Annotated in this window: 16 protein-coding genes; 14 read left to right on the plus strand and 2 right to left on the minus strand. The window is 43.8% G+C overall.

Annotation, left to right across the window (positions count from 1 at the left end; genetic code table 11):
- Positions 1 to 49: 49 nt before the first annotated feature.
- Positions 50 to 1063 (minus strand): DUF5050 domain-containing protein, encoded by a 1014-nt coding sequence (locus tag G589_RS0113230; protein WP_026522472.1) that lies wholly within the window; start codon positions 1061 to 1063, stop codon positions 50 to 52.
- Positions 1064 to 1176: 113 nt separating this feature from the next.
- On the opposite strand from G589_RS0113230, the gene pheA reads away from it, so the two are divergent.
- The 10 genes from pheA to G589_RS0113280 all read left to right on the plus strand — a co-directional run bounded on the left by pheA (position 1177) and on the right by G589_RS0113280 (position 13030).
- Positions 1177 to 2304: a prephenate dehydratase gene (pheA, locus tag G589_RS0113235; RefSeq protein ID WP_026522473.1), complete on the plus strand. Its 1128-nt coding sequence runs from the start codon at positions 1177 to 1179 to the stop codon at positions 2302 to 2304.
- A 21-nt stretch (positions 2305 to 2325) separates the two neighbouring features.
- On the plus strand, positions 2326 to 3873 hold the full coding sequence (locus tag G589_RS0113240) for a Ppx/GppA phosphatase family protein (protein WP_026522474.1): 1548 nt from the start codon (positions 2326 to 2328) through the stop codon (positions 3871 to 3873).
- Positions 3874 to 3883: 10 nt separating this feature from the next.
- Positions 3884 to 6037 carry an RNA degradosome polyphosphate kinase gene (locus tag G589_RS0113245; RefSeq protein ID WP_026522475.1) on the plus strand — a complete coding sequence of 718 codons (2154 nt, stop codon included), beginning with the start codon at positions 3884 to 3886 and terminating at the stop codon, positions 6035 to 6037.
- 25 nt (positions 6038 to 6062) lie between these two features.
- Complete coding sequence (locus G589_RS0113250; protein ID WP_026522476.1) at positions 6063 to 6647, plus strand: Maf family protein; 585 nt, start codon at positions 6063 to 6065, stop codon at positions 6645 to 6647.
- A gap of 20 nt (positions 6648 to 6667) precedes the next feature.
- Complete coding sequence (locus G589_RS0113255; protein ID WP_022769040.1) at positions 6668 to 6922, plus strand: hypothetical protein; 255 nt, start codon at positions 6668 to 6670, stop codon at positions 6920 to 6922.
- Between the two features lies 1 nt (position 6923).
- Positions 6924 to 7733 carry a Cof-type HAD-IIB family hydrolase gene (locus tag G589_RS0113260; RefSeq protein WP_026522477.1) on the plus strand — a complete coding sequence of 270 codons (810 nt, stop codon included), beginning with the start codon at positions 6924 to 6926 and terminating at the stop codon, positions 7731 to 7733.
- Positions 7734 to 7813: 80 nt separating this feature from the next.
- Positions 7814 to 8413 carry a bifunctional phosphoserine phosphatase/homoserine phosphotransferase ThrH gene (gene thrH / locus G589_RS0113265; RefSeq protein ID WP_026522478.1) on the plus strand — a complete coding sequence of 200 codons (600 nt, stop codon included), beginning with the start codon at positions 7814 to 7816 and terminating at the stop codon, positions 8411 to 8413.
- Between the two features lie 93 nt (positions 8414 to 8506).
- On the plus strand, positions 8507 to 10420 hold the full coding sequence (locus G589_RS0113270) for an EAL domain-containing protein (RefSeq protein ID WP_026522479.1): 1914 nt from the start codon (positions 8507 to 8509) through the stop codon (positions 10418 to 10420).
- A 45-nt stretch (positions 10421 to 10465) separates the two neighbouring features.
- On the plus strand, positions 10466 to 12106 hold the full coding sequence (locus tag G589_RS0113275) for an ABC-F family ATP-binding cassette domain-containing protein (RefSeq protein ID WP_022769046.1): 1641 nt from the start codon (positions 10466 to 10468) through the stop codon (positions 12104 to 12106).
- A 48-nt stretch (positions 12107 to 12154) separates the two neighbouring features.
- The gene (locus G589_RS0113280) at positions 12155 to 13030 is read left to right on the plus strand and encodes a phosphoribosylaminoimidazolesuccinocarboxamide synthase (RefSeq protein WP_026522480.1); all 876 of its coding nucleotides are present in this window, start codon (positions 12155 to 12157) and stop codon (positions 13028 to 13030) included.
- A 67-nt stretch (positions 13031 to 13097) separates the two neighbouring features.
- On the opposite strand, the gene G589_RS0113285 is transcribed toward G589_RS0113280, so the two are convergent.
- On the minus strand, positions 13098 to 14408 hold the full coding sequence (locus G589_RS0113285; protein WP_026522481.1) for an MFS transporter: 1311 nt from the start codon (positions 14406 to 14408) through the stop codon (positions 13098 to 13100).
- 182 nt (positions 14409 to 14590) lie between these two features.
- On the opposite strand from G589_RS0113285, the gene G589_RS0113290 reads away from it, so the two are divergent.
- From G589_RS0113290 to G589_RS0113305, 4 genes are all read left to right on the plus strand, one after another.
- Positions 14591 to 15475 carry a glycerophosphodiester phosphodiesterase family protein gene (locus G589_RS0113290; RefSeq protein WP_035776102.1) on the plus strand — a complete coding sequence of 295 codons (885 nt, stop codon included), beginning with the start codon at positions 14591 to 14593 and terminating at the stop codon, positions 15473 to 15475.
- A gap of 91 nt (positions 15476 to 15566) precedes the next feature.
- A complete protein-coding gene (gene ppdK / locus G589_RS19990) occupies positions 15567 to 18413 on the plus strand; it encodes a pyruvate, phosphate dikinase (RefSeq protein ID WP_035776104.1) in 2847 nt (948 codons plus the stop codon).
- A gap of 85 nt (positions 18414 to 18498) precedes the next feature.
- A complete protein-coding gene (locus tag G589_RS0113300; RefSeq protein ID WP_026522483.1) occupies positions 18499 to 19374 on the plus strand; it encodes a PHP domain-containing protein in 876 nt (291 codons plus the stop codon).
- A gap of 92 nt (positions 19375 to 19466) precedes the next feature.
- Complete coding sequence (locus tag G589_RS0113305) at positions 19467 to 21128, plus strand: bifunctional metallophosphatase/5'-nucleotidase (protein ID WP_026522484.1); 1662 nt, start codon at positions 19467 to 19469, stop codon at positions 21126 to 21128.
- Positions 21129 to 21513: the final 385 nt, after the last annotated feature.

Consider the following 21513-nt stretch of genomic DNA (forward strand, 5'->3'; position numbering starts at 1 on the left):
TATACTTAATGTAAGCGCGTATCCTGAAATAGAATACGCGCTTAATTCATTAATTCGCTATGACTGTAAATGCCGACGCGGGAGCCGACAGATCTACAGGAATGTGAAAGTAAGTATTGTCGTCACCAAATACTTTGAAATATACATAACGGCTTGTCACATTAATGCTGTTGACAACGCCTTCGAAGAGAACAACTTTATTGCCACCGTCCAGATCGCATCTGCGAAGAGAAGGATTCATGGCATTTGAATAGGAATAGTAAATATGATTGTTATCAATAGTGAAACAATCGCATCTGTCTGAAGTAACCAGCTGCTGCTCGCCGTTTGTGAGATTGGTTCTCCAGAGGCTGTAGTTGGAGGTTCCGTTGAGGTAATAAAGGTATCCGTCCTTGACTACGGGGAAGAAATAAAAACCACTTATAACAGGAGTGGTAATATCGCCGTCCTTTGTATGGAGTGCGTGAATATCATGATCATTGCTAACGCCGGTGTAATAGATAATGCCGTTGTCATAACACATAGGAGAGATGAGCTCATCCGCCACCTGGGTGTTATCTTTCTTGTTGCACTTGATCTTGTGAAGAGTTCCGCCATTGGCATCTTTGATCTGATAGTAGAGGTATTCTCCGCAGAGCTGGGTCTCACCACAGAAATCTCTGACGAGGCAAACCTGATCGCGGCCCGAAGTCTTGCATCTGTAGATACCGTACTGTTTGGAAGCTGCGCCAAGACCTGTGACCTTGGAGGATTTGCTGGTGGAATCCATATAGAAATAAAGATATCCGTTAGCACCGCTGATATATTTGCAGCCCATGCTTGTAAGGCGCTTGGGCTTGGATTCATCAACATTCATGGAATAAAGGCATCCATCGTCATAAGCATTTGAAAAATATACCTTGCCGTCCATTTCAAAAAACAGACCGCCGTTTTGCATGTTGCCGGGAATATTACCTGAATCGGTGGGACTCATAGGGACATGTTTATCAATGAAATAGAGAGTAAGAGCACCGGTTATGACCAGAAGCATCAGTATGAAAAACAGTGCAAATTTCTTATTCATTCTTTTCCCTCCGCTTTTTATTATATAGCGAGTGTCTTCTTGCTATCAAGAAGTAATTTGTTATATCATTAATCATGTAAAATAATGGAAAAAGTACGTGGAGGAGCAGACACTTGGATTTAAAGGACCTGAGAAAACAGATAGATGAGATAGATTCTTCTTTAGTTGAACTATATGAAAAGAGAATGGAAGTCTCTTCAGCAATAGCTGATTACAAGATAGAAAACGGCAAAAAAGTTTATGACAGGGAGAGGGAGCTGGAGAAGATAAAGACAGTCAAGAGCCTAACCCATTCCGAGTTTAACAGTATCGGAGTGGAAGAGCTCTTTTCCCAGATAATGTCTATGTCAAGAAAGCTTCAGTATCAGAAGCTCTCTGAAAAAGGTGCATCGCTGAGACTCCCCTTTATTCAGATCGATTCTCTTTTGGATTCTGCCAGGAGAGTTTGCTACCAGGGGGCAGAGGGAGCTTATTCTGAAGAAGCGACCATCAGATTTTTCGGAGAGGGTGTAAACAGCTTTCACGTGGATACCTTCAGAGATGCCTTTGGAGCACTGGAGGATGGAAGCGCTGACTACGCGGTTCTTCCCATAGAGAATTCCACAGCGGGCATTGTTAGTGAAGTATACGACCTTCTTACTGAGTATGAGAATTACATTGTGGGAGAGCAGATAATTGACATAAAGCACTGTCTTTTAGGCGTTCCCGGAGCAAAGCTTGAGGACATACAGACTGTTTACTCACATCCCCAGTCACTGATGCAGTCATCAAGGTTCCTTGCAGAGCACAGTGATATCAAGCAGATAAGCATGAAGAACAATGCCTTTGCAGCAAGGAAGGTTGCGGAGGATAAAGACAAGACCCAGGCGGCCATAGCAAGTAAAAGGGCCGGAGAAATCTACGGCCTTGAGATAATAAAAGAGGCTATTAATCAGGCAGAGTCCAATTCCACAAGATTTATAGTTGTTACCAATCAAAAGGTATTCCTTAAGGGGGCAGGCAAGATCAGCCTGTGCCTTGAGATTCCTCATGAGGCAGGATCTTTGTATCACATCATGTCACACTTTATCTACAACGGTCTTAACATGACCAAGATAGAGTCAAGGCCCATTGAGGACAGAAATTGGGAGTACAGATTCTTTATTGACTTCGACGGAAACCTTGAGGACAGTTCAGTTAAGAACGCTCTAAGAGGCCTTAGAGAAGAAGCGAAGATGATGAAGATTCTTGGAAATTACTAATTAGCATTTTAAGGAGCGAATATGACCGGTGAAGTTTTTGCAGCAATTGATGTTGGCTCATATGAAATGGCAATGAAGATCTTTGAGCTCTCCGACAAGAATGGAGTAAGGGAGCTTGATCACGTAAGACATCGCATGGATCTGGGTACGGAGACCTACGCCAAGGGAACCATAAGCAGCAGCCACGTTGATGAGCTTATAAGGATCCTCTCGGAGTTTCGCCAGAAGATGAAGGAGTACGGGGCAACTCACTACAAGGCCTACGGAACCAGTGCTATCAGAGAGACCAGAGATATCGTGATCCTTCAGGAGCTCATCAGGCAGAGGACCCATCTGCATATCGATGTCCTGAGTAACTCTGAACAGAGATTTCTTGATTACAAGTCCATCGCTCTTAAGAATGAACAGTTCCAGGAGGTTATCAAAAAACCTACTGCAATCATCGATATAGGCGGCGGAAGTATTCAGATATCGCTGTTTGAAAAGGATGCTCTTATCGCAACCCAGAACCTTAAGACCGGTGTTTTAAGGCTAAATGCTGTCATGCAGACAGTACATGCCACAAGAAGAGAGTATCCCGAGCTTATTTCTGAACTTGTAAATTCACAGCTCGCTGTCTTTTCCAAGATGTATTTAAAAGACAGAAGAGTTGAAAACCTGATAATTATCGACGACTATGTATCACCGGTACTTAGAAGAGTCAAGAGCAAAGGGGGTCTCGTAGGCTATGCTTCCAATGCAGAATACAGTCAGGTCCTTGCCAATGCAGCAGATATCAATGCGAGAGAGGTAGCAAAGAGACTCGATATCCCCGAAGAGAATGTTTCGCTTCTTTATGTTTCGGGAATCCTAATAAAGTGCATCATGGATATCACAAACGCAGAGAACCTCTGGGCTCCGGGCGTTACGCTCTGCGATGGCATAGCATATGAGTACGCTGAGAAAAAGAACTTTATAAAATCGCCACACGATTTCGAACACGATATCATTTCCTGTGCCCAGAATATCTCAAAGAGATACATGGGAAGTAAATCAAGGCGTGAGACTCTGCAGCAGATTGCGCTTGCGATATTTGATAACACCAAGAAGTTCCATGGCCTTGGCAAGAGGGAACGCCTTCTTTTGCAGGTTGCAACAATGCTCCATGACTGCGGTAAATACATCAGTATGGTCAACCTCGGAGACTGCTCCTACAACATCATCATGTCAACGGAGATCATAGGTCTTTCTCACAAGGAGAGGACCATTGTGGCCAACGTTGTAAGGTACAATCACGAAGAATTCGACTACTTCGGCAGCAAGAGTCCTTATCTCGAGGGCCTTTCACAGGAGGAATACCTTGTGATTGCCAAGCTCACGGCAATCCTTCGTGTTGCCAACGGCCTTGACAGGACACACAAGCAGAAGTTCAAGGACATTAAGGTCAGCATAAAAGACAAGCAGCTTATCATCAACATTGATACAAGGGCGGACATCACGCTGGAGAAGGGCCTGTTTACCAACAGGGCAGCCTTCTTTGAAGAAGTATTTGGCATAATGCCGGTCATCAAACAAAAGAAAATGATGTGAGGAATAGCAAATGGCAAAAGACAAGTCATCCATCAATTTTGAAGATCCAAAACTGTATATAAACAGAGAGCTCAGCTGGCTGCAATTCAACGCAAGAGTGCTCTCCGAGGCTGAGGATACATCCAATCCGCTATTTGAGAGACTTAAGTTCCTCTCTATTTCTGCCAGTAACCTTGATGAGTTTTTCATGGTCAGGGTAGCTTCATTAAAAGACATGATCAACGCCGGCTACAAAAAGCCTGACATCGCCGGAATGACTGCAAGAGAGCAGCTTGAGAAGGTTTTGGAGCAGGTTCACAGCTTTGTAGATAAGCAATATGACATCTACAACACTCAGCTTAAGCCTCTTTTACTTGAAAAGGGCCTTGAGGTTGCAGGAGAGGAGGGCCTTACTTCCAAAGAGATCGAGTTTGTCGACAGATACTTCGATGAGTATGTGTATCCGGTTCTCACACCGATGGCTGTGGATTCTTCAAGACCGTTCCCACTTATCAGGAACAAGTCTTTAAATATCGCAGCTCTTCTTAAGAAGAAAGAGAAAAGCGATGAGATCGACTTTGCAACGGTTCAGGTTCCTGACGTACTTCCAAGAATTCTTGAGATACCGGAGGGGGATGACAGTGACAAGCCAAGGAAGGTCATTCTTCTTGAGAAGATAATCCTTCGCAACATGCACAAGCTCTTTTTAAACTATGATGTTATTACCTGCTCGGCCTACAGAGTAGGAAGAAATGCCGATCTTTCAATCGATGAGGACGAAGCGGAAGATCTTTTAAAAGAGATCGAGAAGCAAATCAAGCGTCGTCAGTGGGGACAGGCCATCAGACTTGAAGTTGAAAAGGGTATTGATAAAAAGCTTCTTAAAAAGATAACTTCAGAACTTGAAGTGGAAGATAACGAGATTTACAGCATCGAAGGCCCGATCGACCTGACCTTCCTTATGAAGATGTACAAGCTCGAGGGCTTTGATGATCTCAAGGAACACAGCTATTATCCTCCTCAGAGCGTTCCGGAATTTGAGACGGGAGAGAACATCTTTGATGTGATCTCAAAGGGCGATATCCTTATGCATCATCCATATCAGACCTTTGAGAATGTGGTTAAGTTTGTTGAGATGGCAGCTGTGGATCCCGATGTTCTTGCTATCAAGCAGACACTTTACAGAGTCAGCGGTAATTCGCCCATCATTGCAGCTCTTGCCAAGGCTGCCGACAACGGCAAGCAGGTAACGGTTCTGGTTGAGCTCAAGGCAAGATTCGATGAAGAGAACAACATCGTCTGGGCCAAGATGCTTGAGAAAGCCGGATGTCATGTAATATATGGTCTTGTTGGACTTAAGACCCACTGTAAGATAACACTCGTTGTAAGACGTGAAGAGGACGGCATAAAGAGATACGTCCACCTCGGAACCGGTAACTACAACGATTCAACAGCCAAGCAGTACACTGACGTTGGTCTCTTTACCTGTGCACCGGCATTTGGTGAGGATGCAACGGCTGTATTTAATATGCTCTCAGGTTACAGCGAGCCCCTTGGATGGAATAAGCTTGCCATTGCGCCTCTCTGGCTCAAGGACAGGATCATTGACCTTATAAAGAGAGAAGAAGAGCATGCACGTATGGGCGAGAGGGCAAGGATAGTTGCCAAGATGAACGCAATCTGCCACAAGGACGTTATTGCAGAGCTCTACAGAGCCAGCAGCGTCGGCGTTAAGGTTGATCTCATAGTAAGAGGTATATGCTGTCTCAGAGCAGGCGTAGAGGGAGTGAGTGAGAATATCACCGTCAGATCCATCGTCGGAAACTTCCTTGAGCACAGCAGGATATTCTACTTTGAGAACGGCGGAAGCCCAGAGATGTATGCTTCAAGTGCTGACTGGATGCCAAGAAACCTTGAACGAAGGGTTGAGATTCTTTTCCCTGTGGAGGATGCAGTTCTTAAGGAGAAGCTCTGGCATATTCTTGACGTTGAGCTTAAGGACACAGAGAAGGCTCATATCATGAACAGCAAGGGCGTTTATGAGAAGATATCCGAAAGGAACCTTGAGGGAACAGAGAGAGTCAACTCTCAGATGGTATTTGGAAAAGAAGCTGTGGAGGCGGTTGAAAGACATGACCCGGGTAGCAGCAGAGTCTTTATACCGGAGATGAATCCAAAAGCATAATAAACAGATAGGGGAATTTATAACAATGAGATATATACTGGCTTCCGGATCGCCGAGAAGAAAGGAACTCCTTTCAAAGATCATACCGGAATTTGAGATAATTCCTGCCGTTTCAGAAGAAGTAATGACCAAAGAGCTTCCGTCTGAAATTGTTGAGGAACTCTCTTTTCAGAAGGCCGAAGAAATATTTAACAAAACTTTTACGAATGAAGAGGACACACTTGTTGTAATAGGCGCAGACACCGTTGTATCATATAATCATAAGATACTCGGTAAACCGTCAGACAGAAGCGATGCTTACAAAATGGTTGAAATGCTCTCGGGCAAGGCCCACAGCGTTTACACCGGAGTCAGCGTCTTCTGGAATGATAAGGGACTATTAAAGAGCTTCACCTTTTCAGAATGCACCGATGTTGATGTGGCATCAATGTCCGCTGATGAGATCAATTGGTACGTTGGCAGCGGCGAGTGCGATGACAAGGCAGGAGCCTACGGCATACAGGGGCTTTTTGCAAGGTTCATAACCGGTATCAAGGGTGATTATTACAATGTAATGGGACTTCCTGTGGCAAGGCTTTACAAAGAACTCAAAGAACATGGACTATTATGAGAGGTATGGAGGAAAAGTTTATGCATGAGTATGACGAGGCTGTAATCAGATGTTTTCTTGAAAACCAGGGGCAGCTGTTTCCTGAGGATGTAGCATCCAATGAGGAAGAGGCTGAAGCTTTTCTTGAAGACTGCATGGCAGTAGTTGTTGAAGGAGTTGAAGAGGTAGAAGAATACTTCGAGGAATCCGGCGTCGATACAGAGGGCGGAAATGTTCTTGATGCGGACGAGGTATTTGATATCGGAGACGGAAGATACTTAATAGTTGAGGGATAAAATGGACAAAAAGATATTCTTTTTTGATCTGGATGGGACACTTCTTAATTCAGAAAAAAAGATTACTCCGAATACTTTAGATGCCCTGAAGAGATTCACTGATTCAGGGCATTATTTTTGTATAAATACAGGAAGGGCGATAGATAGCGCAAAGGCGGTTTACGACGGACTGGGGCTTGATTTTAAAGGAAGCTTTCTGTGCGGATCAAACGGAACTGAGATATACAGCGTCGATGAACAGAAATACGTATATAAGACCGGAGTTCCGCTGGAGCTTGTTGAGAGCATCCTCGACCTTGCAGAGGAGTATGACATGCACTGTCATACCTACAATGAGGATCACATTGTATCAAGACATGACAATGAGTGCATGCAGTACTACAGAAGAGTCATCAAGACTCCGCTTACCGTCACTGATGATGTAATGGCCTATTTGAAACAGCCACCTTCCAAGATGATAGCAATCGAGCTTCATGACAGAGAAAAGCAGGAGAGATTCAGACTGGCACTACAGGAAATGGTAGGGGATAGGCTTACTCTTTTGTATTCAAATCCCAATTATATGGAGATATTCCCTTCCGAGGCCGGAAAGGGCAGTGCAGTCAAAAGACTCGCCGGTATCCTTGGGGTTGACGAAAAGAATACCTACGCTGCAGGTGATGAGCAGAATGACATCTCCATGATCGAGGCAGCCGGATGCGGAATCGCCATGATAAACGGAACGGACCTTGTAAAAGAGTCTGCTGATGTAGTGACAAGGTTTGACAACGACCACGACGGTCTTGCTGAGTTTATTCTGGGCGCGATATAAATTTGGTGTTGTCTGCATCACTTTAATGTGCTAAACTAAACAAGGTTTTGTATAAAATTAGAAGAAAAGAGGATTTTGCCATGAATATAGTTTGTCTTGACCTTGAAGGAGTACTGGTACCTGAGATTTGGATCGCCTTTTCACAGGCCAGCGGAATACCTGAGCTTAAGAGAACAACCAGAGATGAGCCTGATTATGACAAGCTCATGAGATGGCGTATCGGAATCCTTAAGGAGCATGGCCTTGGACTTAAAGAGATCCAGGATACCATAAGAACCATAGATCCGCTTCCGGGAGCAAAAGAGTTTTTGGACGAGCTCAGAAGTCTTACCCAGGTTATTATCATAAGCGATACCTTCACTCAGTTTGCAACTCCTCTTATGGAGAAGCTTGGATGGCCGACAATCTTCTGCAACAGCCTTGAGGTTGCCGAAAGCGGAGAGATCACAGGCTTTAAGATGAGAATCGAGAACTCCAAGCTCACAACCGTTAAGGCACTTCAGTCTATCGGTTATGATACTATAGCCAGCGGAGACAGCTACAATGATCTTGCCATGATCGAGGCCTCCAGGAATGGATTTTTATTCAGGACTACAGATAAGATAAAAGAGGATTATCCTCATCTTCAGGCTTTTGAGGAATATAGCGATCTTCTTGCAGCAATAAAAAATGTTTTATAAAGTCTTAATACTATTTGGATTGTAATAGCGTGAATAATTATTTAAAATTATATTAACTATTAACGTGCAGTAAGGAAAGAATTGAGGAACCGTATGTGGAATTACGGCTACGCAATCCATAGCTTATTCATACTATTTATAATCCTGCTGTTTTATTTTTCATTACCCAGGCTTTCAGTTAAGATCAATAGGACATTTTTGTATCTTTTGTGGGTTGAAAGTGCAGTTTTATTCTTTGATATCATTGCAAGCTGGGCTGACAGTAATATTTCAGAGGTGAGCTTATCGGTAGCTCATCTTTTGAATGTCTGCTACTTTGCATTCTTTTTCAACAGAGCTCTTGCATTTTTCGAATTTACTTCAATTGTATTTAAACGCAATTATGCTTCGAACAGGGCTGTTTTAGCCCTTGTTTGTGTGCCATTTGGTGCGGGATTTTTGTTTAGCTTTTTAAGCCCCTGGACCGGACTTATATATAACTTGGATGGCGGGCAGTATCACAACGGACCATATTATTTCCTTCTGTATTATGTTTCATATTTCTATATAGCATTTTCTGTTTATGTCACTCTTAAGTATAAAAATACTGTCAGGAGAAGATATTTTTTCACGATGCTGTTTTATAATGCCGTGCTTTTAGCCGGGATTATTTTCAGAAAAATCTTTCCATCATATCTGCTTATGGATAGCTTCTGTTTAATTGCGATAATTACTGCATATCTGGCATTTGGTAATCCGGAGTTTTATCTTGAGACAAGAGGAAAAATTTTCAACAGTAATGCCTTTAGGGATTATTTCGAAGAGAACAACGGAAAGTTAAAACATAAGATTTTGGGTATAGTTATCCATAATTATATGGAAATGAGAGACATTTATGGCGGAAGGCAGCTGGATCAGGGACTTACTCTGATAAGCCAGTATCTTTTAACTGCATTCCCTGAATATGATGCATTTTATTACAGAAACGGAAGATTCTTTTTGGTCAGCGATAAGGAAATGCCTCTGGAGAAGGCTGTAGAAGTTATCAGAGAGAGGTTTAGGAATCCATGGGTATCTGAGAACCTGGAGATTTATTTGGAGGTTGCTTTTTGCGGAGCTCTTGTAAACGGGAAAGTTGCTTCATCCGATTTCCTTTTAAGTACAATTATGGATGCCATGGAGAAGGCTGATAAGGGAGACCTTAAAGAGACTGTAGTTGTAACCGAGAAAGATTTAAATGAATATGTAGATAAGGCTGCCCTCAAGAAGAACCTTGAGTATGCTGTAGAGCATGATAAGGTTGAGGTCTTCTTCCAGCCCTTTATAGAAGCAAAAAGCGGAAAGCTCGTAGGAGCAGAGGCACTGGCCAGGATAAGGGATGAAAAGGGCAATATCATTCCTCCCGGTTTATTTATCCCTGTGGCTGAGGCAAACGGCAGGATCAATGCTCTCGGAGAACAGATATTTGAGAAAGCATGTAGGTTTGCTTCAGATTACAATATGACAGATATGGGAATGAAGTGGGTGAGCGTCAATCTTTCTCCTGCTCAGTTCATAAAAAGAGATCTGGCGGAAAGATATGCTTCCATAGTTGAAAGGTATGGTGTTGATCCGGAGAAGATACACCTTGAGATAACCGAGGTATCCCTTGCAGATGAGAGCATAATGAACAAACAGGTTCAGGCCATGATAGATAAGGGCTTTAAATTTGCGCTGGATGACTACGGAACGGGATCGTCAAATCTGTCCAGAATAAAGAGCTATCCCTTTGTTGATATTAAGATCGATATGAGTGTTGTATGGGACTATTGCAAAAAGCCTGACGAGATTCTTCCCAGCATGATATCGACTTTTAAACGCATGGGATTTAAGACCACATGTGAAGGAATAGAAGATGATAAAATGAGAAAGATAGTAACAGAGCTTGGAGTTGACTATCTTCAGGGATATTACTATTCCAAACCGATTCCCATGGATGAGTTTATAAAGAAATACAGCAGTTGCAATTTGCCGGGCAATCCCATATAATACGAACTGTTGCAAGCTAAAGTTTATTATATGAGGATTTATTAAATGATCAGTGCAAACAATGTAACCCTTAGAGTCGGTAAAAAGGCTCTTTTTGAAGATGTAAACATCAAATTCACAGAAGGTAACTGCTATGGCATCATTGGTGCCAACGGAGCAGGTAAATCTACATTTCTTAAGATCCTGTCAGGACAGATAGAGACCACCAACGGAGATATCGCTATAACTCCCGGTGAGCGTCTTTCTTTCCTTGAACAGGATCACTTTAAGTACGATGATAACGTTGTTCTTGATACCGTTATGGGCGGAAATGCCCGTCTCCTTGAGGTAATGAAGGAGAAGGATGCAATCTACGCCAAAGAGGATTTCTCTGACGAGGACGGAATAAGAGCGAGTGAGCTTGAGGCTGAGTTTGCCGAGATGAACGGATGGGAAGCTGAGTCAGATGCCGAGAGCCTTCTTAACGGACTTGGCATTGAGACAGAGAACCACTACAAGCTTATGAAGGAACTTGACGGTAATCAGAAGGTCAAGGTTCTTCTTGCGAGAGCTCTTTTCGGAAATCCCGATATTCTGCTTCTCGACGAGCCTACCAACCACCTGGATCTGGATGCTATTGCATGGCTTGAGGAGTTCCTCATCAATTATGAGAACATCGTTATTGTAGTATCCCACGACAGATACTTCCTTAATAAGGTATGTACATACATTGCTGATATCGATTACGGCAAGATCCAGCTCTATGCCGGTAACTATGACTTCTGGTATGAGTCTTCACAGCTCATGATCCGCCAGATGAAGGAAGCCAACAAAAAGAAAGAGGAGCAGATCAAGGAACTTAAAGAGTTCATTGCAAGATTCTCCGCCAATGCTTCAAAGTCCAAGCAGGCTACTTCAAGAAAAAGAGCTCTTGAGAAGATCGAGCTTGATACCATCAAGCCTTCAAGCAGAAAGTATCCTTACATTGACTTCAGACCTGACCGTGAGATCGGTAATGAAGTCCTTACCGTTGACGGAATCTCCAAGACCATTAACGGCGAAAAGGTCCTTGATAATATCTCATTCGTAGTTCAGCACGATGATAAGATCGCCTTTGTAGGCGGTAACGAGCTGGCTAAGACAACTCTTTTCCAGATCCTTATGGGAGAGATCGAGCCGGATGAGGGAACCTACAAGTGGGGCGTAACAACTTCACAGGCGTACTTCCCCAAGGATAATACAAAAGAGTTTGACAACGATTACAACATCACAGAGTGGCTTACAGGTTATTCAGAGATCAAGGATTCCACTTATGTAAGAGGTTTCCTTGGACGTATGCTCTTTGCAGGTGAGGACGGAATCAAGAAGGTTAAGGTCCTTTCCGGAGGAGAGAAGGTAAGATGTCTTCTTTCAAAGATGATGATCAGCGGTGCTAACTGCCTTATCTTCGATGAGCCTACGAACCACCTTGATATGGAGTCAATCTCCGCACTTAATGACGGAATGATCAAGTTCCCGGGCGTTGAGCTTTTTGCCTGCAGAGACCATCAGGTTGTACAGACAACAGCCAACAGGATCATGGAGATCCTTCCGGACGGAACACTTGTGGATAAGAGATCCACATACGATGAGTACCTTGAAAATGATGAGATGGCCAGAAAGCGTACAGTTTATAACACTGTTGCTGATGAGGAAGAAGACGACTAATCACGTCTTTATATAAATAAGGTCAATATCTATATAGGAGGAGCAGTTATGCAGGAGTACAGTCCAGTAAAAGAGGGAAAAGTTCGTGAGATCTACGATATCGGTGAGAACCTTATCATGGTTGCTACCGACAGAATCTCAGCATTTGACGTGATCCTTAAGAACAAGGTCACAAAGAAGGGTGCAGTTCTTACACAGATGTCAAAGTTCTGGTTTGATCTGACCAAAGACATTGTAAAGAACCACATGATCAGTACAGATACGGCAGATATGCCTGAGTTTTTCAGATCACCTAAGTTTACAGGTAACAGTATGCTCTGTAAAAAGCTGACAATGCTTCCTATAGAGTGCATCGTAAGAGGATATATAACAGGTTCAGGCTGGAAGAGCTACGTTCAGGACGGAACAGTATGCGGAATCAAGCTCCCCGAGGGACTTAAGGAGTGCGACAAGATCCCTGAACCCATCTACACACCAAGCACCAAGGCTGAGATCGGTGATCACGATGAGAACATCGATTTTGACCGCAGCGTAGAAGTTCTTGAGAGAGACTTCCCCGGACACGGCCTTGAATATGCTACCAAGATAAGAGACTACACAATAGCTCTTTACAAGAAATGTGCAGAGTACGCCCTCACAAAGGGAATCATCATTGCAGACACCAAGTTTGAGTTTGGCCTTGATGAGAACGGAGAGGTAGTTATCGGTGATGAGATGCTCACACCCGACAGCTCACGTTTCTGGCCTGTAGATGGATATGAGCCAGGTCATGACCAGCCTTCCTTCGACAAGCAGTTTGTACGTAACTACTTAAAGGCTAATCCTGAGTGCGACTACAACCTTCCTCAGGAAGTCATCGACAAGACCATCGACAAATACCTTGAGGCTTACAGACTCCTCACAGGAAAAGAGCTAGAGATCTGAATAAGAATATGATAAAAAATACCGCTCGGACGAGTTATCGGTCCGGGCGGTTTATTTTTGTCATTATTTAATCGTCTACATCGAAGTGCTCAAGGACGTTCTTCTTAGCTTCGGATCTTGAGTCGCCGTGCTTTACCATGAGCATTGTGAAGAATGCCAGGGTTGAGAAGATAAAGGCGTAAGGGAACAGTGTCCTGTAGGATACGTGTTCAAGAAGGAAGCCTGAAAGGATAGGAGTAAATACCTGAGCTGCCATTGAGAAGGTGTAGTAGGTTCCGGTGTACTTGCCGATGTCGCCTGATTTACTCATCTCAACTACCATAGGATAGGAGTTTACGTTGATGGCTGCCCAGCCGATTCCGATTATTGCGAAAAAGACATTGACGATTCCGCTATATACAGGCATCAGCGCTGCTACGAGATAGCATATACTCATGAGTACAACGCCAAAAAGAATAACTTTCTTACGGCCTATCTTGCTGGAAACAATACCTACGGGAACATAGCTGATGATGGCTGCAACCATGGCAATCATCATTGTCATTGCGTAGCCGTCGCCGTTAAGGTGCCATACTTCGCTGACATATCTTGTATAAGCAGTGGTAACGGCGTTGTAGGCCATGTACCAGAAGGCTACAGATAATAATAGGAATACAAGGCTCTTAAATACGTCCTTTGGAAGAGCTTTGCCTTTGTTTGCATCGTTCCCTTCTTCATTTTCAAGTTCTTCACCAAGGGAGTGAAGTCCGCCTTCTTCCTGTATCTTTTTGGCGATGACAGGCTCTTTTACCGTAAGAAGAAGTACCAGGACTGCTATGCACATGATCGCAAGTACTCCGCACATGATTGGAGTGTAGTTGACTTCAGCGGCTGAAGTATTGCTGTCAATGAATACCATGGTAAGAACCAGGGTGAAAGCACCACCGAGAGCTCCCATGAGATTGATTATGGCGTTCGCTGAGCTTCGTAGCGGAGCCGGTGTAAGATCGGGCATAAGCGATACGGCCGGTGATCTGTAAGTGCCCATGGCTACAAGAAGAAGCAGAAGCACTATAATAAAGAAGATAAGGTTGCCGGATGGCTTTGCTACCTGGATGAGCACGAAGTAAAGTACCATGGCTGAGATAGTTCCGAATAAGATGTACGGAGTTCTTTTTCCGAGCTTTGTGTCTGTCTTGTCGGAGAGAGCTCCGAAAAGCGGAAGAAGAAACAGCGCCAGGACATTGTCCAGGGCCATTATAACGCCGGTAAGAGTTTCGCCCAGGCCAAAGTTGTATTTAAGTATCTTTGGAATCTCGTTGTCGTAGAACTGCCAGAAAGCCGTGATGGACAAAAATGCAAGTCCGATTAGAATGGTTCTCCTATAATTTAGTTTCATTTCCCCAAAATCTCCCTTTTTGTATAGGATATGAATTAAGAATAGTGTAAAAATAAACTTTTTACAATCACTTCACAGAATTTTTTCCATTATAGGCACTATATTTCTTGCGTAATCAAAGAAGACAATGTAAAATAGTTGGCGGACAAGTTATAAATTTATCAATTTCAGGAAGTGGTTTGATGGTTACAATCAAGGTTTTATGCATAGTTCTGGCAGTTTTGGCAGTTCTTTATTTACTTATTATTATGCCAAGAATGACAAGGAGACCTGACAGGGAACCATACCTGAATGTCCTTTATGCTCACAGGGGACTTCATGATAACAATACCGATGCTCCGGAGAACACAATGGCCGCTTTTGGCAAGGCTGTCACGGCAGGATATGGCATTGAGTGCGATGTTCAGCTTACAAAAGACGGTGTTCCGGTAATATTCCACGATTTCACACTGGCAAGAGTAGCAAGATACTCAGATGGTGAGATTCCGGAAGATGCAGTCAGAAACGAAGATGGCAGCGTGGGAGTATCAGGTAAGGTTATTGATTACACCTTTGAGGAACTTCAGAAGTTTCATATTTTAAATTCTGAAGAAAAGATACCGAGGTTTGAAGATTTTCTTAAGCTTGTAGATGGAAAGGTTCCGCTTATCATTGAGCTTAAGATCGAGCGAGGAGATTTGTCCGTATGTCCTAAGGTAGATACGCTTCTTAGAAACTACAAGGGTGTGTACTGTATTGAATCTTTTAATCCGTTGGGGATAATCTGGTACAGAAGACATCGCCCCGAAATTTTCAGGGGTCAGCTTTCGGATCAGTTCCACAGGGATAAGCCCGAGGAATTTAGAGGAGCACTGTATTTTATACTCACCAATCTGTTTTTCAATTTTTTGGCAAAACCGGATTTTATTGCGTTTAACCGCAAATATCCAAAGAGTTTTTCGATGCAGCTTTGCAGACATTTGTACAAATGTGTTACCGCTGCCTGGACCATCAAGGACCAGGAGCAGCTTGAAGCAGCAAAAGAGGACTTTGACATTTATATTTTTGACAGCTTTATACCATCATAAGGTAATTCCTGTGTATTAATCACACAGTAGTTATAAAAAAATGTATATATGAAAGGTTACCGGACTGTATTCCGGTAAGAAAGGTAAAAACATGGCGAACAAATGGGTTTATATGTTTAGTGAAGGTGACATGACAATGCGTAACCTCCTCGGTGGTAAGGGTGCTAACCTTGCTGAGATGACAAGCATTGGCCTTCCGGTACCACAGGGCTTCACAATCACAACAGAGGCTTGTACACAGTATTACGAGGATGGTCGTAAGATTAACGACGAGATCATGGCTCAGGCTATGGAAGGCGTTAAGAAGATGGAAGAGATCAACGGCAAGAAGTTTGGTGATCTTCAGAATCCTCTCCTTGTTTCCGTTCGTTCAGGTGCTCGTGCATCTATGCCTGGTATGATGGATACAATCCTTAACCTTGGTCTTAATGACGAAGTTGTAGCAGCTATGATCAAGGGCAATCCTGATCCTGCTTTCGAGCGTTTCGTATATGATTCATATCGTCGTTTCATTCAGATGTTCTCTGATGTAGTTATGGAGGTTGGTAAGAAGTACTTCGAGCAGCTTATCGACCAGATGAAAGAGAAGAAGGGCGTTAAGTTTGACGTTGACCTTACAGCAGCAGATCTTAAAGAGCTTGCTGAGCAGTTCAAGGCTGAGTACAAGAACCAGCTTGGTAAGGACTTCCCTTCAGATCCAGTAGAGCAGCTTAAGCTTGCTATCGAGGCTGTATTCCGTTCATGGGATAACCCTCGTGCTAACGTATATCGTCGTGACAACGACATCCCTTACTCATGGGGAACAGCTGTTAACGTAATGCCTATGGTATTCGGTAACCTTAACAATGAGTCAGGTACAGGTGTTGCATTCACACGTGACCCTGCTACAGGTGAGAACAAGCTCATGGGTGAGTTCCTTATCAACGCTCAGGGTGAGGACGTAGTTGCAGGTGTTCGTACACCTATGCCAATCGCTCAGATGGAGAAGGAATTCCCTGAGGCTTATGCAGAGTTCATCAAGGTTTGTGAGACTCTTGAGAATCACTACCATGACATGCAGGATATGGAGTTCACAGTAGAGAACAAGAAGCTCTACATGCTTCAGTGCCGTAACGGTAAGAGAACAGCTCCTGCTGCTCTTAAGATCGCTTGCGACCTGGTTGACGAGGGACACAAGACTCCTGAAGAGGCAGTTGCAATGATCGATCCTCGTAACCTTGATACACTTCTTCACCCTCAGTTCGACGCTGCTGCACTTAAGGCTGCTACTCCTCTTGGAAAGGGTCTTGGCGCATCACCCGGAGCTGCTTGCGGTAAGGTTGTATTCACAGCTGATGACGCTGTAGCTTGGGCTGAGAGAGGCGAGAAGGTTGTTCTTGTTCGTCTTGAGACTTCACCTGAGGATATCACAGGTATGAAGGCTGCTCAGGGTATCCTTACAGTTCGTGGTGGTATGACATCACACGCTGCCGTAGTTGCTCGTGGTATGGGTGAGTGCTGCGTATCAGGTTGTGGCGACATCAACATGGACGAGGAGAACAAGAAGTTCACTCTTGCAGGAAAAGAGTTCCACGAGGGAGATTACATCTCAATCGATGGTACAACAGGTAACATTTACGATGGTCAGATCGCAACAGTTGATGCTAAGATCGCCGGCGAGTTCGGACGTATTATGGCATGGGCTGATGAGTTCAGAAGACTTAAGGTTCGTACAAACGCTGATACACCTGCTGATGCTAAGAAGGCTAGAGAGCTTGGTGCTGAGGGTATCGGTCTTTGCCGTACAGAGCACATGTTCTTCGAGGAAGACAGAATTGCTGCTTTCCGTGAGATGATCTGCTCAGATACAGTAGAAGAGAGAGAAGCTGCTCTTGAGAAGATCCTTCCTTATCAGCAGAACGACTTCAAGCAGCTCTATGAGGCTCTTGAGGGATGCCCTGTTACAATCAGATTCCTTGATCCACCTCTTCACGAGTTCGTTCCTACAACTGAGGACGAGATCAAGAAGCTTGCTGACGCTAAGGGCAAGAGCGTAGACGAGATCAAGGCTATCATCAATTCTCTTCACGAGTTCAACCCTATGATGGGTCACAGAGGATGCCGTCTTGCAGTTACATATCCTGAGATCGCTAAGATGCAGACAAAGGCTGTTATCCGCGCTGCTCTTGAAGTACAGAAGGCTCACTCAGACTGGAACGTTAAGCCTGAGATCATGATCCCTCTTGTATGCGAAGTTAAGGAGCTTAAGTTTGTTAAGCAGGTAGTAGTAGAGACAGCTGATGCTGAGATCGCTGCTGCAGGTGCTAAGCTTGACTACGAAGTTGGTACAATGATCGAGATCCCCAGAGCTGCTCTTACAGCTGATGAGATCGCTAAGGAAGCTGACTTCTTCTGCTTCGGTACAAACGACCTTACACAGATGACATTCGGATTCTCACGTGATGACGCTGGTAAGTTCCTCAATGCATACTATGACACCAAGATCTTTGAGAACGATCCATTTGCTAAGCTTGACCAGACAGGTGTTGGTAAGCTCATGGAGATGTCACTTAAGCTTGGTAAGCCTGTAAATCCTTCACTTCACGTAGGTATCTGCGGAGAGCACGGTGGAGATCCTTCATCAGTTGAGTTCTGCCACAAGATCGGACTTGACTATGTATCATGCTCACCTTTCCGTGTTCCTGTTGCAAGACTTGCTGCTGCTCAGGCTGCTATCGCTGAGAAGGCTGAGAAGAAGTGCGACAAGTGTGGTGCAGACACAAAGTCTTTCGTAGATGATGAGACAAAGGCTAAGCTTGAAGAGGCTGCAAAGAAGGCTGAGGAGATCGCTAAGGAGCTCGCTGAGCAGTCAGCTGAGGTTGCCAAGGCTGGTCTTGAGGGTCTTAAGGCAGGCGTTGACGCTGCAGTTAAGGCTTACAAAGAGGCTAGAAACAAATAATTGATCATTAAATGATCTTTAGAGAACCATCCAATACGGGTGGTTCTCTTTTTTATGATAAAATAGGGGATGTTGGAGGTTTAAGATGCGAGGAATAGACTTACACACACATTCAAACTGCTCAGATGGCACATTTTCGGTAAAAGAGCTGATGGACTATGCCCATGAGAAGAACCTTTCCGCCATTGCCCTTACCGACCATGACACTGTGGATGGCCTTGACGAGGGAGCTTTATATGTAAAAGAGAATTACCCTGATATGGAGTTTGTCCCGGGGATTGAGTTTTCTACTGTGGAAGAGGGGAAGGATGTTCATATTGTCGGACTCTATATAGATCACCACAATACTGAATTTACCGGTAAGCTACAGCAGTTCATAGACTCAAGAACTGAGAGAAACAAGAAGATGTGCAAAAAGCTATCTGAGGAAGCCGGCATTCCAATATCCTACGAGGAGCTTGTCAGCTCTTTTCCCGGTGCCGTTCTCACAAGAGCCCATTATGCCAAATTCATGGTGGACAGGGGATATGCAAAGAACAGAAACGAGGTATTTGATAAATACATAGGAGATAACTGCCCATACTACGTTGAAAGAGAAAAGATATCACCGGAGGAAGCCATTGGCTATGTGCTTGAGGCAGGTGGAGTACCAATCCTGGCACATCCCATACTGTATCATATGAGCGACAGAAAGCTTGATGCTCTGGTGGCAAGGCTAAAAGGCGCGGGACTTAAAGGGATTGAAGCTATCTATTCAACCTACAGTCCCTCAGAAGAGAGGCAGATTAAAGAACTTGCTGTCAAGTATGACCTTGCTGTAAGCGGAGGCTCTGACTTCCATGGAGCCAATAAACCAAAGATTGATTTAGGGACGGGGATGGGGAAACTGTTCCTTCCAGAGGACCTTCTGGGCCCCATAAAAGAGATGTCTCTTTTTTATAGTGAAACTGCACAATTTTGACCAATTTTAATTTGTCAGAATACTGTATGAATTGTGGCCTGTGAATTATATAATGATTGATGTACTCTAAATATTTCTTAGGAGGAAAGTGCATGAAAAGACAAAGGGTTTTAAAAAGTGTATTATCAGTTCTACTTGCATTGGCACTGGTTCTTACAGCCAATGTAACAGCCTTAACATCTTACGCTGTAAATATAGCGCAGGATATTAAGACAATCGCAGATGTTCCTGCCGATCTTACAGGCAAGACCGTCATTCTTCATTCAAACGATGTACACGGTGCTATCGGACGCTATGCTTACATCGCTTCTGTTAAGCAGAATTTCCAGAACAGAGGAGCAGAGGTTATTCTGGTTGATTCAGGAGATTTCTCTCAGGGAACCGCTTATGTAAGCACGACCAAGGGACTTGATGCAATCACATCGATGAATGCAGCCGGTTATGATATCGTAACTCTCGGAAATCATGAGTTCGATTATGGCTACGCACAGCTTCGCGGAAACCTTGCAGTTGCCAAGTTCAAGGTTATCTGTGCAGACGTTCTTGATGCGAGCGGTAACACAATTGTTCCTGCAAACACAATGTACACAACAAAGTCAGGCATGAAGATCGGTTTCTTTGGTTTGGAGACACCTGAAACACAGACAAAGGTTAATCCTGGACTTATTCAGGGCATCACATTCCTTTCAAAGGGTGATCTTGCTAAGTGCGCACAGGCTCAGGTTGATGAGCTTAATGCACAGGGTGCTGATTATGTAGTATGTCTTTCACACCTTGGTGTAGACGATGAGTCAGCTCCGGATGGACACAGAAGTGTCGATGTATACGCTAAGACAAAGGGCATTGATCTTATGATCGATGGACACTCACATACAATCATGACAGCTGAGAAGAAGCTTGCTCCTGTTACTTCAACAGGTACTAAGCTTGAGACTATCGGTGTTGTTGTACTTGACAATGCAACCAAGTCACTTGAAGACAGCTATCTTATAACTCTTGACGGACTTCAGAAGGACGTTGTAACTGATGCTGTTACTACAGCAATCATCAAGAGAGTTGACAGAGAATATGCTGTAGGTATTGCCAAGAGTGATGTAGAACTTAACGGTGCTAAAGCTCCCGGTAACAGAACTGAGGAGACAAACCTTGGTGACCTTATCACAGACGCTATGCTGTGGTCAGTTCAGAAGGTAAGCGGATCAATCTCTGTTGATCCTTCACATGTGGTTTCAATTACAAACGGTGGTGGAATCAGAGCAGCCATCAAGGCGGGCGGAGTTACCAAGAAGGACATCAACACAGTGCTTCCTTTCGGAAATACAGTATCAGTTGTCTATGTAACAGGTGCAGAACTCTTAGAGGCACTTGAGGCTTCAACATACTGCACACCTAATGCTATCGGCGGATATCCTCAGACTTCAGGCATCAAGTTTACAGTAGATACAACTAAGCCTTTCGCACAGGGACCTGCTTATCCTGCATCAACATATTACAAGCCGACTAAGATAAACAGAGTAACTATCGAGAGCGTAAACGGAGAGCCTTTCTCACTTACTGACACATATGCTGTAGTTACAAACAATTTCTGTGCAGCAGGTGGAGATACCTACTATGCATTCGCAGCAGCAAGTGCACAGTTCGATACAGGTATTCCTATGGATGAGGCAGTTATTGATTATGTACAGACAGAGCTTCACGGAACAATCGGCAGCAAGTATGCTCAGCCTCGTGGAGACCAGACAATAATCAAATAATTAAGTACATAAAAATAAGCGCCATCGGGATTTCCCCAATGTCATTAAGTTAAGATGACACTATAAAGATCTCTACATCTGAAAATGATGTAGGGGTCTTTTTTTCTAAAAACAGTTGACATGTAAGCATAAAAGTGCGGCCGCTTTCGCTACAGATTTATTTTTAGAGGTAGCGAAAGCGGCCCTTGAAATTAGAGGCAAAAGTCTAAATTCAAGGAGGTGCACGTGAAATCAAAACAAGTTAGAGATATTTTACTAAAGGAGATACACAGCGTTTGCAAGTCCATCGATCAGTTCTGTGTTTCTCCGGGAAAGGATTTTGTTAGGAGCAGAAAAATACCAATTGAAAAACTTATACTAGCAATCATAGGTATGGGGAACAGAA

The sequence above is a fragment of the Butyrivibrio sp. VCB2001 genome, assembly GCF_000423965.1.
Classification (GTDB): domain Bacteria; phylum Bacillota; class Clostridia; order Lachnospirales; family Lachnospiraceae; genus Butyrivibrio.